The organism is Nocardioides sp. P4_G4, from assembly GCF_056401085.1.
In genome coordinates this window covers 1-13,666 of sequence record NZ_JBFUKA010000100.1, presented here as the reverse complement: position 1 = coordinate 13,666, position 13,666 = coordinate 1, and the positions used below count along the sequence as shown (strand labels likewise).

Here is a 13,666-nt window from a genome sequence, read left to right as displayed (position 1 = left end):
AGCGCGGAGACCTTCGGCGTGGGCTTCGCCCCGCGCGACGGCGAGGCGCTGCTGCGGCACCTGCGCGGACGTCGCTTCAGCAACGAGGAGCTGGTGACCGCCGGCCTCGTCAAGCAGGGCCGCTCCCACTACGACGCCTTCCGGGGCCGTCTCCTCTGGCCGATCCGCGAGGCCAGCGGCGAGACCATCGGGTTCGGGGCCCGCCGGATCTTCGACGACGACCGGATCGACGCCAAGTACCTCAACACCGGTGACTCGCCGATCTACAAGAAGAACACCGTCCTGTACGGCCTCGACCTGGCGCGGCGCGAGATCGCCAAGTCGTCGCAGGCGGTGGTGGTCGAGGGCTACACCGACGTGATGGCCTGCCACCTCGCCGGCGTCCCGACCGCCGTGGCCACGTGCGGCACCGCCTTCGGCGACGACCACGCCCGGGTGCTGCGGCGCTTCCTGCACGACCACGAGGAGTTCCGCGGCGAGGTCATCTTCACCTTCGACGGCGACGCCGCCGGCCAGAAGGCCGCGCTGCGGGCCTTCGGGGGCGACCAGAACTTCGTGTCCCAGACCTACGTCGCCGTCGAGCAGGATGGCCTGGATCCCTGCGACCTGCGCCTGCAGAAGGGTGACGCCGCGGTGCGCGAGCTCATCGCCACCCGCAAGCCGCTCTACCGCTTCGTCATGGGCAACGTGCTCACCAAGTACGACCTGGACCGCGCCGACGGTCGGGTCGATGCCCTGCGCGAGGCGGCCGGGCTGGTCTCGAGCATCCGCGACAAGTCCAAGGTCGACGCCTTCGCTCGCGAGATCGCCGGGATGATCGGCGTCGACGTGGACGACGCCCGCGCGGAGGTGCGCCGCGCCGCCAACCGGCCCGCTCCCAGCGCCGGACGCACCGACAGCCGCCCGGACTCCCGTCGTACGACGCCGGAGCAGGACGCCGCCCCGGCTCCGCAGCGCAAGCAGCTGCCCAGCCTGCGCGACCCCCGCTTCAACATCGAGCGCGAGACCCTCAAGATCGTCATCCAGCACCCGGCCGCGGTCGGGCGGGTCATCAACGGACTCGGCCCCGACGACTTCAGCCACCCCGTCTTCCGGGCGGTGTGGGAGGCGATCGCCGCGGCCGGCGGTCCCGCCGCGGGCGCGGAGGACGAGGGGTGGAGCACGCGGGTGCGGTCGTCGGTGTCCGACCCGCACGTGTCGTCGGCGATCTCCGAGCTCGGCGTCGAGCCGGTGCTCACCCCGGCCGCGCCGTCCCCGAAGTACGTCGCCGCGCACGTCTACCGCCTGCAGGAGCTCACCACGATGCGGTGCATCGCCGACCTGAAGTCGCGCCTCCAGCGCACCAACCCGGTCGAGCACCAGACCGAGTACAACAAGATGTTCGGCGAGCTCGTCGCCCTCGAGCAGCACCGCCGCACCCTGCGCGACCAGCAGGTGGCGGCGCAGTGAGGGCGCTGCGCCGCACGTCCGGCTCCGGCCTCGCGGTCGCCCCGGGGGAGCGGGCGCTCGCCTGGTGCCGCACCGAGGAGGGACAGACCCTCGTCGGCACCCGCGACGCCCTGTACGTCGGGAGCGAGGGGTCCGACGACGCGGCGACCCGCATCCCCTGGGAGCGCGTCGAGGCGGCCGACTGGGACAACGAGACCGACGTCCTGCGGGTCTCCCTGGTCGGAGCATGGGGCGAGCAGCGCGTGGAGCACGAGGTGGGTCTCGTCGAGCCCGGCCGGCTCCTCGAGCTGGTCCGCGAACGCGTGACCGCCAGCGTCGTGCTCCAGCGCCACGTGGCCCTCGCCGGGCGACGCGGCGTCCGGGTCATCGGTCGTCGGGCCCCTCGCGGCAACGCGTCGATCGAGTGGTTCTTCGAGTACGACGAGGGCATCGAGCCGGACGACCCGACCGTCCGTACGGCAGCGACGGACGCCCTGGTCGCGGCCCGCGCCGACGTGGGGCTGACCTGATTTCTCAACGCCGCACCCGCCTTGCTAGTGTGCTCTCGCTGCTCAGCGGTCCCCTGTAGCTCAACTGGCAGAGCATTCGGCTGTTAACCGGAGGGTTGTTGGTTCGAGTCCAACCGGGGGAGCCATCGAAGGGCCCCTGACCTGCGTACTCCGCAGGTCAGGGGCCCTTCTGCATGGAGCCCCGGGCTGGGGCTCAGTGCTCCTCCACCCAGTGGTCCACGGTCCACAGCAGGCCGAGGGCCAGCGCTGTGGAGATGCCCTCGGCGACGTCGAGGGTGTAGGAGTCGCGGATCGTCACCCACTTCTGGCTGATCACGATGATCGGGCTGCCGTCCGCCGTGACCGTGTAGTCCTTCTCGAAGAGCTCGCCCTCGAGCTGCCACTCGACCCCGTCGGTCATGGTCAGGGTCATCCGCGTCTTGACGGGGGAGAAGGCCTTGGCCCTCAGCTCCGCGACCGTCGTGCCCGACGCGTCGGCGAAGGAGGCGCGTTTCGGGATCGGCCTCAGGGAGCCTCGGACCGAGAGGAGGGTGTCGCCCCCGGCGTCCTGGATGGCGGCCCTCGCCGGTATGCCGAGCTTGCCGTCCACGAGGAAGACCCGGGTCTCGTCCCGGTCGAGGACGACGAAGTCACGACCGAGGCCGCGCTTGCTCCGGACCACGTAGCGGGTCCAGCCGGCCTCCTCACTGCCGGGCACGAGCCGCCTCGACGCCGGACTTGACCAGGACCAGTGGCAGCAGCAGGGTCGCGAGGGCGGTGGCCAGCCAGACGACGACGGTGACGGTGAGCCACGTGCCGACCCCGCCGTCGATGGTGAGCGAGTCGCCGATCAGCGTCGTGAGCCACAGCGACACGAAGGTCGACAGCAGCCCCACGCCCCCGAGGAACGCCGCGGCGTTCCTGGCGGTGACCTTGGCGATGAAGGGCGCGAGGACGCTCTGGATCACCGCGAAGAGGATCACCGCGGTGAGGAACCCGCTCGTCGTCACGTCGACGCCGTCGATCAGTGCAGCCGCGACGAGGAGTCCCACCGCGGCGGAGACGAGGAAGATGGCCGTGCGCACCAGGAACCGGATCATCCCGGCAGCCTAGGAGGTCCCAGGGGCCGTGGGCAGGGGCCTGAGACTCCTGGCCCCGGGACGAATGGCCAGTGCCGGGAGGCAGCTTGTGGCGGATTCATCTCGACCAAAGCCGACTAAGTCGGTAGAGTTACTGGCATGTCGGCGTYGAGCGAGGTCGTGGAGTCCGCCGGGGGCGACGAGTCGGCCCCTGATGCGGCCTTCGCGATCGTCTTCCCCGGGGTGGTCGCGGTCTCGCTGGTCGCCCTCACCCTGACCGAGCAGTTCGAGGTCCTGCCGGGTGCCATGCTCGCGTTCGGCTCGGCGTACCTGCTGCTGCGCGAGCGCTGATCGGGTCAGGCCCGGGAGGAGGCGGGGAAGGCGTCGGTGAGCACCGCCGCCGCGGCCTCCACCTCCGGCGGCACGTCGACGTGCCCGATCCAGCCGGTGCCGCGGGGGCCGTACCCGTGGGCGTCGTCGCGCAGGCGTCGCAGCTCGSCGCGGACCAGGTCCGCCAAGCGATCCAGGTCCCACGCCCGGTGACCCGCGTCGTCGTACCCGCCGTCGGTGCGGACGTCGGGCACGAACGGCGCGTGGCTCGCGAGCGACACCGCGCGGCCCGCAAGAGCGAGTCGGAAGGACTCGTGGGTCCGCCGCTGCATCGTCGGGTCCTGGACCACCACCACCCGGCCGTCGGGGAGCAGGGGCGCGGTGAGCGTCGCGTTCTCGCCGCAGTGGGTCGAGGCCTCCTCCCGCGTGATCCGGTCCGGGTCGACGCCGTGGCGCGCGGTCAGCAGCCGCGCGATCACGGCAGCCTCCGAACAGTCGTCCGCCGGGCCGGTGTCCTCGGGGACCCATCGCCGTACGGCGGCGAAGAGCGCGGGCGTGGAGTGGCCGCGGCCGCCGGTGACGACGAGACGGGCCTTCGGGTGTGCGCCGATCAGGGCGGCGGCCACGTCGAGGGACCGGAGCACCGCGCTCCCGCAGAGGACCACAACGTCCGGTGCGACGACCGGGTCCCGCCTGGCCAGCCACGAGGACGCCACGCCGAGGGCGTCGAGCGCCGCGGGCGAGGGGGACGCGCGCGGGTGGGTGGAGCTGATCAGTCGCCCCAGCCGAGCGGGTAGACCTCGAACGGCGCCGCGAAGGCCACCCCGAGGCCTTGGCCGGTCTGGCGGGCCATCCCCTCGAGGAACTCCCTCGGGTCGAAGTCCTCCCAGCCGAGCCCGTCGATGTAGGCCCCGTGCGCCTCCAGGGACGCGACCCCGGCGTCGAAGGTGCCGGTGGTGTCGACCGCGTGCAGGGCCTCCGGTGAGCCGGCGGCCCACACCGCGCGGACCTCGCCCCACGGCTCGAGGTCCCCCTCGAGCTGCTCGGGGAAGATCCACCGGTTGCCGGCGTCGCGGGCCGCGTCCAGCACGGCCCGACCCACCGCGATGTGGTCGGCCTGGTTGAGCGCCCGCCCTCCGAACGTGTCGCGGAAGTTGCCGGTGACCACGATGTCCGGACGGTGGCGGCGGATGACCTCGGCGAGCGTGCGTCGCAGGGGCACGCCGTACTCGACGATCCCGTCCTGCAGGCCCAGGAACTCGACCACCGGCACGCCGACGAGGCGGGCGGACTCGACCTGCTCGGCCTCGCGCACGGCCCGGCACTCGTCGGGGTGCAGGCCGTCGATGCCGGCCTCGCCGCTGGTGACCATGCAGTAGACGACGTCCTTGCCCTGCCCGGTCCAGCGGGCGACCGCGGCGGCCGCGCCGAACTCCAGGTCGTCGGGGTGCGCGACGATGCACAGCGCGCGTTGCCAGTCCTCGGGAAGGGGCTCGAAGTCGCTCATGGGTCGAGCATCGCACTCAAACCGGTGGCGGGCGACCGGTCGGACGGGGTCAGATGTCCCCGTGGAGATCCTGACGGTCGACGTGCACGACGACGCCGTGACGCGGACGTTCCACGTCGTCGAGCAGGAGGCCGCGCGCCACGACCGGCCGCACGCGATCCTGCGGACGTACGAGGCGCTCCTCGGCTCGTGGCGCCACCCCAGCGACTACCGCCGCTACCTGCCGCTGGTGGCGGTCGTGGGCGGGCGCGTGGTCGGGGCGGTCGACCTGGGGCTCTCGCTCCAGGACAACACGCACCTCGCGGACCTCGAGGTCTCGGTCCTGCCCGGCCACCGTCGCCGCGGCGTCGGGCGTGCGCTCCACGTCGAGGCCACCCGGCTGCGGCGTGCGGCGGGACGCACCAGTGCCTGCGGGGAGGTGTACGCCGTCCCGGGCGTCGACTCGCCGGGCGTCGCGTTCGCGACCGCGCTGGGCTACCGGAGCATGCACGTCGAGGACCACCTGCTGCTCCCTCTGCCGGCGACCCCGCCCGCGGTCGATCCGGTCGGCTACGACATCGTCACGTGGCGCGACCGCTGCCCCGAGGAGTACGTCGAGGCCTACTGCGCGATGCGGACCCGGATGAACCACGACGTCCCGGTCGGCGACCTGGACCACGAACCCGTCGACATGACCGTGGACCGCCTGCGCGTGGGGGAGGAGCGCACGGCGCGCTCCTACGCCTCGGTGGTCGCGGCCGCGCGCCGGCGTGAGGACGGGGTGTTATGCGGCTACTCGCTCACCTACCTGGCGCTCGGCACCGACCGGGCCCTCCAGGACGACACCCTGGTGATGCCCGCCCACCGCGGCCGTCACCTCGGTGCCGCGCTGAAGGCGGCGACCCTGGCCGTCGTCCAGGCCGAGCACCCCGAGCGGATCGCCATCCACACCTGGACCGACCCCGACAACCTGCCGATGTACCGCACCAACACCGACTTCGGCTACCGCCCGGTGGAGCGGATGCACGAGATGCAGGTCAAGGACTGACAGGCATTGTCGAGTCAAACTATTGACTTGATGGTCTAAGGTCCGAGGCATGACGAGTGCCTCCCTGAGCCGTCGCGGCTTCCTCACCCTCACAGCAGCCGCCGGCGTGGTCGCCGCGGCCCGCCCGTCGCTGGCCGTCGCCGCCACCGGACCGATCCTCAAGCCGATCCCGCCGGAGTGGTTCGTCCCCTTCGGCACCAACGCCGAGATGCGCTGGGACTCGGTCGACCCGCGCCGCTACCGCACCACCCAGGAGCGCCTGTTCGTGCGCAACCACACGGCGACGCCGACCGTCGACGCCGCGTCCTACCGGCTGCGGATCTTCGGTGACGGCCTCGTGACGCCCCGCGCGGAGGGCGACGCCGTGTCGCTGTCGCTGGCCGACCTGAAGGCGCTGCCACAGGCCCACCTCGTCGCCGTGCACGAGTGCACCGGCAACGGTCGTCGCTTCTTCGCCACCCAGCAGGGGCGGCCGGCCTCGGGCACGCAGTGGTCGCTCGGCTCGGTCGGCACCGTGCGCTGGGACGGCGTGTGGCTCCGCGACGTCCTGGCGTCCCTGGGACTGGACCCGCGGGCGGTCTCCATCCAGGCCACCGGCCTCGATGACCCCCACGTCACCGGGGGAGTGGACTACGGCCGGGTACGCCGACCGTTCCCGGTCGCCAAGGCGCTCGACGACGCCCTCCTCGCGTGGGGCGTCGACGGCGACCCCCTGCTCCCGGACCACGGCTTCCCGCTGCGCCTCGTGCTGCCCGGATGGGTCGGGATCGCGAGCATCAAGTGGCTCGGCTCGCTCGAGGTCTCCACCGCCGAGCTCACCTCGCCGTGGAACACGAAGTGGTACCGGATGACCGGCGGCGACTTCCCCCTCGACTCTCCGCCGCTCACCGTCAACCCGGTGCGCTCGGCCTGGGAGCTCGCCTGGGACGCGACCGTGCCCGCCCAGCGACCGGTGCGCCTCACCGGCCGCTCGTGGAGCGGTGCCGCTCCGATCACCCGGGTGGACGTCAGCCTCGACGGCGGCAGCTCCTGGCGCCCGGCCGTGCTGGACCGCGCCGGGAGGCAGGAGCAGGGCTGGACCCGCTGGTCGATCCAGTGGGCACGTCCTCGACCGGGCAGCCACGAGCTGCTCGCTCGCGCCACGGACGCCGCGGGTCGCACGCAGCCGCTCGTCGCGGCGTACAACGACAACGGCTACTTCTTCGACGCCGTCGTGCGCCACCCCGTCCGGGTGGCCTGACCACAGGTCAGGACCAGCAGCGCGACCACAGGCCACGACCGCTGCGCCGGGCGCGGGCCTCCACGCGGCGGTAGGCGCGGGTGCGGACGAAGGGGTCGTCCCGATAGACGTACGTCGTCGCGAGGCCGGCGCGCAGCTGCGCCTTCCCGACGTCGTTCCCGCGCCGCGCGACGTACCGCAGCCACCGCCCGTATCGGTCGCGGTCGGCCTGGCTGGAGTCGGAGGTCAGCACCACCCGGGAGCCGACCGGCGCGAGGACCGCCATCCGCGCCGAGGCGTCCCGACCGCCGCACTCGCGCTGGAAGTAGACCTCGGGGGTGTCGATGCCCAGGATCCGCACGTCGCGGATCCCGACCCCGTCGACGCGGACCTTCAGGGTGTCCCCGTCCGTCACCTTCACGACCTGGCCGACGTGCCGCTGGACCGGACCGCTCGACCCGGACCCGTCCGGGTCGGACACCGGCGCCGGAGTGGGGGTCGGGGTGGTCGTGGTCTGCCCGACGAGCGGCACGGGCGCCGTCCCGGTGCACGGGCACGGGTTCGACTCGCACGCGAGCCCGTCGCCCTCGGCGTCGAGGCGGTGCGGGTCACCCGGCCCGGCGGCCAGGAAGAACGCCTGCGCCTCCGCCTGGGTGGCGAAGTCGCTGCAGTCCATGTCGACGAAGGCCTGGGCGGGTGCGACGCTCCCGACCAGCGTGCCGGCGACCAGCACGGCAACGGTGGACAGCAGCAGGGCGAGAGCGGTGACGGGACGGCGCATGGACGACATGCTCACCCGCGGACGCCCGCTGCGTCCGGCGAACCGGCCAGGTGCGTAGGCTCACCCCGCCCCGGGGCGGTAGCTCAGTCGGTCAGAGCAGAGGACTCATAATCCTTGGGTCGTGGGTTCGAGCCCCACCCGCCCTACGCAGGATCCGCGTCCGACGACGCGGGGCCCAGCCATCGCTCGCGGTAGCCCCGGACACCGGTCCGGGCCCGCTGGAGGGCTGCGACGAGCCGGACCAGGACCGGAGCGGCACCGGACGTCGTCCCGGCATCGCCGAGGGCCTCGAGCTCCCGGGCCAGGCTCGCCACCTCGACGGCACCGAGGTTGGCGGCACCGCCGGCGAGCTTGTGGGCGTGGGCTCGCAACGCGTCCGGGTCACCCGTCTCGACGGCCTGGCGCAGGTCGTCGGCCGCCCTGACGCTGCTCTCCTCGAAGCGCCCCGTCACCCGCTCGAGGTACGACGTGTCGGTGGGGTCCATGTCGCGCAGGAGGTCGAGGCGGGTCAGGTCGAGCGCCCCCTCGCCGGCGAACCAGCGGGCCAGGGTGCGGGTGAGGTGCTCGAGGTCGACCGGCTTGGTGAGGAAGTCGTCCATGCCCGCCTCCAAGCAGCGCTCGCGCTCACCGGCGACCGCGTTGGCGGTCATCGCGATGACGAGGGTCCGCTCACCGTGGCCCTCCCGCACACGGATCTGGCGGGTGGCCTCGTACCCGTCCATGCGCGGCATCTGCACGTCCATCAGGACCAGGTCGTACGACGCCCGCTCCAGGACGGCCAGGGCGGCGACGCCGTCCTCGGCGGTGTCGGCGGTGTGTCCGAGCGCGGTCAGCATCCCGGTGGCGACGAGCTGGTTCACCCGGTTGTCCTCCACCACCAGCACCCGCAGCGGGGCCACCGGCACGGGCGGGTCGGGACGGACCGACTCCGCGAGCGTGACGGGCTCGGCGCCCGTGGCCGGCCGGAAGACACCGGTGAACCAGAAGCTGCTGCCCCGACCGGCGCTGCTCGTGTAACCGACGTCGCCGCCCATCGCCTGGGCCAGCTCGCGTGAGATCGCGAGACCGAGACCGGTGCCGCCGAACATCCGGGTGGTGGACGAGTCGGCCTGCTGGAAGGGTGCGAAGACGTCGGTCGTCGAGGAGTCGATGCCGACGCCGGTGTCGTCCACGCGAACGGTGAGCCGCCACCGGTCGCCCAGCCGGTGGGCGCGCACCGACGCGTGGACGCTGCCGGCCGCGGTGAACTTCACGGCGTTCGTGCGCAGGTTGGCGAAGACCTGGCTGACCTTGGTCGGGTCGCCGCAGAGCACGGCCGGGACGCTGGCGTCGTACGTCAGCTCGAGCTGGAGGCCCTTGGCGGCGGCGACTCCCGCGATGGGGGCGGCCACCTGCTCGAGGACGTCCCGCACGTCGAAGTCGATCTGCTCGAGGACGACCCGGCCGGCCTCGATCTTGCTGAAGTCGAGGATGTCGTTGATCAGCGACAGCAGCAGCTGTCCGGACGTGCGGATGCCGTCGGCCAGCCGCCGCTGCTCGGCGTCGAGCCCGGTCCGCAGCAGGAGGTCGTTCAGGCCCAGGACCCCGTTGAGCGGCGTGCGGATCTCGTGGCTGACGGTGGCGAGGAAGTCGGACTTCTGCTGCGAGGCCATCATCGCCGCGTCGCGCGCCTCGGCCAGCGACAGCTCGGCGAGCTCGCGAGCCAGCACGTGCTCGAGCTGCTGGACGACGTGGTCGAGCATGCGCTCGATGAGCTCGAAGCGCTCCAGGGGAGGAGTGGCGGTCATGACGCCGACCGCGTGCACCCGGCCGAGGTGCATGATCGGGAAGGCGACGGAGACCCGCCGGTCGTCCCACTCCTTCGTGCCGGAACGAGCCGCGCGGGTGGCCAGCTCCAGCTCCCGGGCGGCGCGCTCGGGGTGTGCCCGGTCGTCGGCCATCTCGGAGTCGCGCTCGTCGAGCACGGGGTGCAGCCGGTGGAGGCGGTTGCCCTCCACGAGGAACGCGACGGCGCGTTCCCAGTCCGGCATCAGCAGCAGCAGATCGCGGCCGCGGCCGAGGACCTGCACGAGGCTGTGGGCGTCGTTGGCGGCGCTGGCGACGCCCTGCAGGAGGTCGTACTGCGACACCTTGTCGGCCAGCTCGGCGCGCGCCTGTGTCAACGCGGTCAGCGTCGCCCGTCGGTGCGAGTAGTCGCTGACCCGGTGCAGGACGCCGGTCAGCGTGCCGTCCGCCGCCCGTACGGCGCTCTCCCGCACCAGCACCCACAGGGTGCTGCCGTCGCGCCGCACCCACTGGCACTCGACGTCGTGCGGGTTGAAGCGGCCCTCCCGCAGCGCGGCGAGGTGCGAGTGGAACTGCACCCGACCCGGCTCGTCCAGGGTGTCGAAGACCGTCAGCGAGCCGACGTCGCAGGGTTGCACGCCGTACAGCTCCGCGATGGCGTCGTTGGCGTAGATGGTGCGGCCGTCGAGGTCGAAGACCCAGATGCCGTCCGGAGACTCCTCGACGATGCTGCGGTACAGCGCATCGTTGATCCCGTTCCCGACGTCGGCCACGTGGCCACTGTAGGGAGAGGACCGTCGACAGGTCAGGCTTCCCCTGCGATCAGGTAGGTGTCGTCCTGCCGCACGAGCTGCAGGGACACGTCGTCGGAGTTCTCCCCGCCGTCCTTCATGACGTAGTCGACGGTGTAGGTGACGGTCAGCGACTCGGGGTCCGCCGTGATCCGACTGGGTGTCGCCGACTCGACGGTGCTCCAGAAGCCGGAGTAGCCCTCGAACCCGTTGCTGGCCTTCTGGAACTCCGGGGTCAGCATCGCGAAGGTCGCCTCCGGGTCCGAGGTCACCGTGGAGAGGTAGCCCTCGATGAACTGAGTCATCTCCCGGCGGGTCGGGGGCTTGGTGGCCTCCTCGGTGGATTCCTTCGTCGGTGACTCGCTGGTCGGGGAGGGACTCGACGGACTCGACGGGCTCGACGAGTCGGTGCCTGTGCCGGGGTCAGCCGCAGGCTGGCCGGGGTCGTCCTGGAGGGACGCGACCACGAGGATCGCGACGAGCAGGGCGGCGGCCGCGGCGACGAGCCACGGCAGCACCGAGCGCCGCCGACGCCGGGCCCGCGTGGGGGTGGGGGCGATCGTCCCGGTGCGCTCGGACCTGGCGGCCGGGGCGGCCGGGGCGGCCGCGGCGGCCGGAACGGCAGGCACCGGCTGTACCGGGGTGTGGGTGGTCGTGGTGGCGACCGACGGCACCACCTGGGTAGGGGTCTCACCGCGGCGCAGGGCGTCGAGGTGGTCGCGGACCTCCGCCATGGTCCAGCGCTGCTCGGGGTCGCGCACCATCGTGTGCTCGAGCACCTCGGCCATCGGGCCCGCGTCCGGGAGCCGCGGCGGGTCCTCGTGGACGATCTTGTACAGGCCGCCGATCAGGTTCTCGCCCACGTCGTACGGCGCGTGCCCCGCGAGCACGTGGAAGAGGGTCGCGCCCAGCGACCAGACGTCACTGGCCGCGGTGGCGGTCGACCCGGAGGCCACCTCGGGGGCCAGGTAGGCGGGGGAGCCGGTCACCAGGCCGGTCTGGGTGAGGCTGGCGTCGGCCAGCGCGCGGGCGATGCCGAAGTCGGTGATCTTGGCCTGGTCGGACGCGGTCAGCAGGATGTTGGAGGGCTTCACGTCCCGGTGGACGATGTCATGGGCGTGCGCCTCGGCGAGGGCGTCGGCCGCCTGCCACATCAGCGCCGCGGCCTCCTCGGTGCCGAGGCGCTCCCGGCGTCGGATGCGCTGCGCGAGCGTCTCGCCCTCGACGTACTCCATCACCAGCCACAGGTGGTCGTCCTCGACGACGAGGTCGTMGACGGCCACGACGTGCGGGTGGTTGAGGGCCGCCGCCAGCCTGGCCTCGCGCTCGGCGCGCGCCAGGTCGGGTGCGTCCGCGCCGGGGACCATGCCGATCCTCTTCAGCGCCACCTGTCGGCCGAGGACCTCGTCACGGCCGAGGTGCACGGCACCCGTGCCGCCACGACCGACCTCACGCTCGAGGGTGTACCTGCCTGCGATCACGTCACGCCTTCCGTCTGGGGAGATCACACATGCTAGKCGTGGCCCTCGTCTGGCAGGCTGGGGGAGAACCCCCACCGGAAGGACCACCCCCGTGTCGACCCCGAACGTCCTCGACGAGCTGGCCTGGCGAGGACTCGTCGCCCACTCGACCGACATCGACGCGCTCCGCACGGCGCTGGGTGGGGGGAGCGTGCGGTTCTACGTCGGCTTCGACCCGACCGCGCCGAGCCTGCACATGGGCAACCTCGTCCAGCTGGTCACGGCGCGCCGCCTCCAGGACGCCGGCCACACGCCGTACGTCCTCGTGGGCGGGGCCACCGGCATGATCGGCGACCCCAAGGACTCCGGCGAGCGCACGCTCAACAGCCTCGACACCGTCAAGGACTGGACCGAGCGGGTGCGCACCCAGGTCTCCGGGTTCGTCTCCTTCGAGGGCGACAACGCCGCCACCGTCGTCAACAACTACGACTGGACGGCGTCGCTGTCGGTCATCGACTTCCTGCGCGACATCGGCAAGCACTTCCCGGTCAACCGGATGCTGGCCCGCGACACCGTCAAGCGGCGCCTCGACTCGGGGATCAGCTACACCGAGTTCTCCTACGTGCTGCTGCAGTCCATGGACTTCATGGCGCTCAACCGCGACCACGGCGTGACGCTCCAGTTCGGCGGGTCCGACCAGTGGGGCAACATCACCGGCGGCGCCGAGCTCATCCGCCGGGCGACCGGCAACCAGGCGCATGCGTTCGCGACGCCTCTCGTGACCAAGGCCGACGGGACCAAGTACGGCAAGACCGAGGGCGGCGCCCTGTGGCTCGACCCGGAGATGATGTCGCCCTACGCCTTCCACCAGTTCTGGCTCAACGTGGAGGACGAGAAGGCCGCGGAGATGCTGCGCATCTTCACGTTCTTGTCGCGCGAAGAGATCGAGGCGCTCGAGAAGCAGACCGCCGACGAGCCGTGGAAGCGGGCGGCCCAGCGCCGCCTCGCCGACGAGGTGACCACCTTGGTGCACGGAGCGGAGGAGACCGAGCAGGCCAAGGCCGCCGCAGCGGCGCTGTTCGGTGGGGGCGACCTGCACGCCATCAGTACGACGACGCTGGCCGCCGCCGTCCGCGAGGCCGGGAGTGCGTCCGTCCCCCGCACGGCGATCCCCTCCCTCGTGGACCTCTTCGTCCAGACCGGCCTCGCCAAGAGCAAGGGCGAGGCGCGCCGGACGGTCTCCGAGGGCGGCGCCTACCTCAACAACGAGCGCGTCGAGGATCCCGAGCACGTGCCGGGGGAGGCCGACCTGCTCGGTGGTTCCTGGCTGGTGCTGCGCCGCGGCAAGAAGAACTTCGCGGGCGTCGAGGTGCTCTGAGCGCGTCCTGACGTGGTCCTGGAGGGCGCAACACGCACGGGTCCAGACCTAAAAGGGCCTCTGACCTGCACAAACGTGATTGTGCCCCCCGTCACACCGTTTCGATTTGCACGACTCGGGAGTCCGGTCTAATGTTCTGTCTGTCGCCAGGGAGCGGCGGGAAGCAAGGCCAGAAGGCCGGGCTTCCGGCCCCGGGCAGACCGACCGCACCACCTCGATCGAGGCGGCTCAGCACTGAGTGCAGAGCAAACCAGATCGTAACGCTGCGGAGGGCGGGAAAAGCCAGCGATTTGCGTCGCAGGAAAAACACCGCCTAAAGTTGGACAAGCCACCGCAGCTCGTAGCCCACAAGGTTGCAGCACGGTAATGCGT

General features: G+C 72.1%; 13 protein-coding genes and 2 tRNA genes. 8 read left to right on the top strand and 7 right to left on the bottom strand.

Annotation, left to right across the window (positions count from 1 at the left end):
- The 3 genes from AC1DQF_RS18840 to AC1DQF_RS18830 all read left to right on the top strand — a co-directional run.
- Positions 1–1,449: DNA primase (locus AC1DQF_RS18840; RefSeq protein WP_477526760.1), on the top strand; the 1,449-nt coding region annotated here is incomplete at its 5' end.
- On the top strand, positions 1,446–1,958 hold the full coding sequence (locus tag AC1DQF_RS18835) for a hypothetical protein (protein ID WP_477526759.1): 513 nt from the start codon (positions 1,446–1,448) through the stop codon (positions 1,956–1,958). The genes AC1DQF_RS18840 and AC1DQF_RS18835, both read left to right, overlap by 4 nt.
- A gap of 49 nt (positions 1,959–2,007) precedes the next feature.
- Positions 2,008–2,083: transfer RNA gene (locus AC1DQF_RS18830), tRNA-Asn, on the top strand.
- Between the two features lie 68 nt (positions 2,084–2,151).
- Here the strand turns inward: AC1DQF_RS18830 and AC1DQF_RS18825 are convergent.
- Both AC1DQF_RS18825 and AC1DQF_RS18820 read right to left on the bottom strand, forming a co-directional pair.
- Positions 2,152–2,655, bottom strand: a complete 504-nt coding sequence (locus tag AC1DQF_RS18825) for an LURP-one-related/scramblase family protein (protein WP_477526758.1) — start codon at positions 2,653–2,655, stop codon at positions 2,152–2,154.
- Positions 2,642–3,037: a phage holin family protein gene (locus tag AC1DQF_RS18820; RefSeq protein ID WP_477526757.1), complete on the bottom strand. Its 396-nt coding sequence runs from the start codon at positions 3,035–3,037 to the stop codon at positions 2,642–2,644. The genes AC1DQF_RS18825 and AC1DQF_RS18820 overlap by 14 nt, the downstream gene beginning before the upstream one ends.
- 138 nt (positions 3,038–3,175) lie before the next feature.
- Here AC1DQF_RS18820 and AC1DQF_RS18815 point away from each other — a divergent pair, with 138 nt between their 5' ends.
- The gene (locus tag AC1DQF_RS18815) at positions 3,176–3,367 is read left to right on the top strand and encodes a hypothetical protein (RefSeq protein WP_477526756.1); all 192 of its coding nucleotides are present in this window, start codon (positions 3,176–3,178) and stop codon (positions 3,365–3,367) included.
- A 5-nt stretch (positions 3,368–3,372) separates the two neighbouring features.
- Here the strand turns inward: AC1DQF_RS18815 and AC1DQF_RS18810 are convergent, their stop codons facing one another.
- Positions 3,373–4,011, bottom strand: coding sequence for a YdcF family protein (locus tag AC1DQF_RS18810; RefSeq protein WP_477526761.1), 639 nt, complete (start codon positions 4,009–4,011; stop codon positions 3,373–3,375).
- 107 nt (positions 4,012–4,118) lie between these two features.
- Positions 4,119–4,853, bottom strand: a complete 735-nt coding sequence (locus AC1DQF_RS18805) for a PIG-L deacetylase family protein (protein ID WP_477526755.1) — start codon at positions 4,851–4,853, stop codon at positions 4,119–4,121.
- A 61-nt stretch (positions 4,854–4,914) separates the two neighbouring features.
- Here AC1DQF_RS18805 and AC1DQF_RS18800 point away from each other — a divergent pair, with 61 nt between their 5' ends.
- Both AC1DQF_RS18800 and AC1DQF_RS18795 read left to right on the top strand, forming a co-directional pair.
- Positions 4,915–5,880 (top strand): GNAT family N-acetyltransferase, encoded by a 966-nt coding sequence (locus AC1DQF_RS18800; RefSeq protein WP_477526754.1) that lies wholly within the window; start codon positions 4,915–4,917, stop codon positions 5,878–5,880.
- Positions 5,881–5,929: 49 nt separating this feature from the next.
- Entirely contained in the window at positions 5,930–7,120 is a 1,191-nt protein-coding gene (locus AC1DQF_RS18795; protein ID WP_477526753.1) for a sulfite oxidase, read from the top strand.
- 7 nt (positions 7,121–7,127) lie between these two features.
- On the opposite strand, the gene AC1DQF_RS18790 is transcribed toward AC1DQF_RS18795, so the two are convergent.
- Positions 7,128–7,880, bottom strand: coding sequence for a thermonuclease family protein (locus tag AC1DQF_RS18790; RefSeq protein WP_477526752.1), 753 nt, complete (start codon positions 7,878–7,880; stop codon positions 7,128–7,130).
- A gap of 72 nt (positions 7,881–7,952) precedes the next feature.
- Here AC1DQF_RS18790 and AC1DQF_RS18785 point away from each other — a divergent pair.
- Positions 7,953–8,026: transfer RNA gene (locus AC1DQF_RS18785), tRNA-Ile, on the top strand.
- Here AC1DQF_RS18785 and AC1DQF_RS18780 read toward each other — a convergent pair.
- Positions 8,024–10,438, bottom strand: a complete 2,415-nt coding sequence (locus AC1DQF_RS18780; RefSeq protein ID WP_477526751.1) for a response regulator — start codon at positions 10,436–10,438, stop codon at positions 8,024–8,026. The genes AC1DQF_RS18785 and AC1DQF_RS18780 overlap by 3 nt on opposite strands.
- Positions 10,439–10,470: 32 nt before the next feature.
- Positions 10,471–11,937, bottom strand: a complete 1,467-nt coding sequence (locus AC1DQF_RS18775) for a serine/threonine-protein kinase (protein WP_477526750.1) — start codon at positions 11,935–11,937, stop codon at positions 10,471–10,473.
- Between the two features lie 91 nt (positions 11,938–12,028).
- Here AC1DQF_RS18775 and tyrS point away from each other — a divergent pair, with 91 nt between their 5' ends.
- Positions 12,029–13,294: a tyrosine--tRNA ligase gene (gene tyrS / locus AC1DQF_RS18770; protein WP_477526749.1), complete on the top strand. Its 1,266-nt coding sequence runs from the start codon at positions 12,029–12,031 to the stop codon at positions 13,292–13,294.
- The last annotated feature ends 372 nt before the right edge of the window (positions 13,295–13,666 follow it).

Bases quoted from the DNA above. Each gene is read 5' to 3' on its own strand.
- AC1DQF_RS18820 (WP_477526757.1), bottom strand. From the start codon at position 3,037: ATGATCCGGTTCCTGGTGCGCACGGCCATCTTCCTCGTCTCCGCCGCG.
- AC1DQF_RS18805 (WP_477526755.1), bottom strand. From the start codon at position 4,853: ATGAGCGACTTCGAGCCCCTTCCCGAGGACTGGCAACGCGCGCTGTGC.
- AC1DQF_RS18790 (WP_477526752.1), bottom strand. From the start codon at position 7,880: ATGCGCCGTCCCGTCACCGCTCTCGCCCTGCTGCTGTCCACCGTTGCC.
- AC1DQF_RS18795 (WP_477526753.1), top strand. From the start codon at position 5,930: ATGACGAGTGCCTCCCTGAGCCGTCGCGGCTTCCTCACCCTCACAGCA.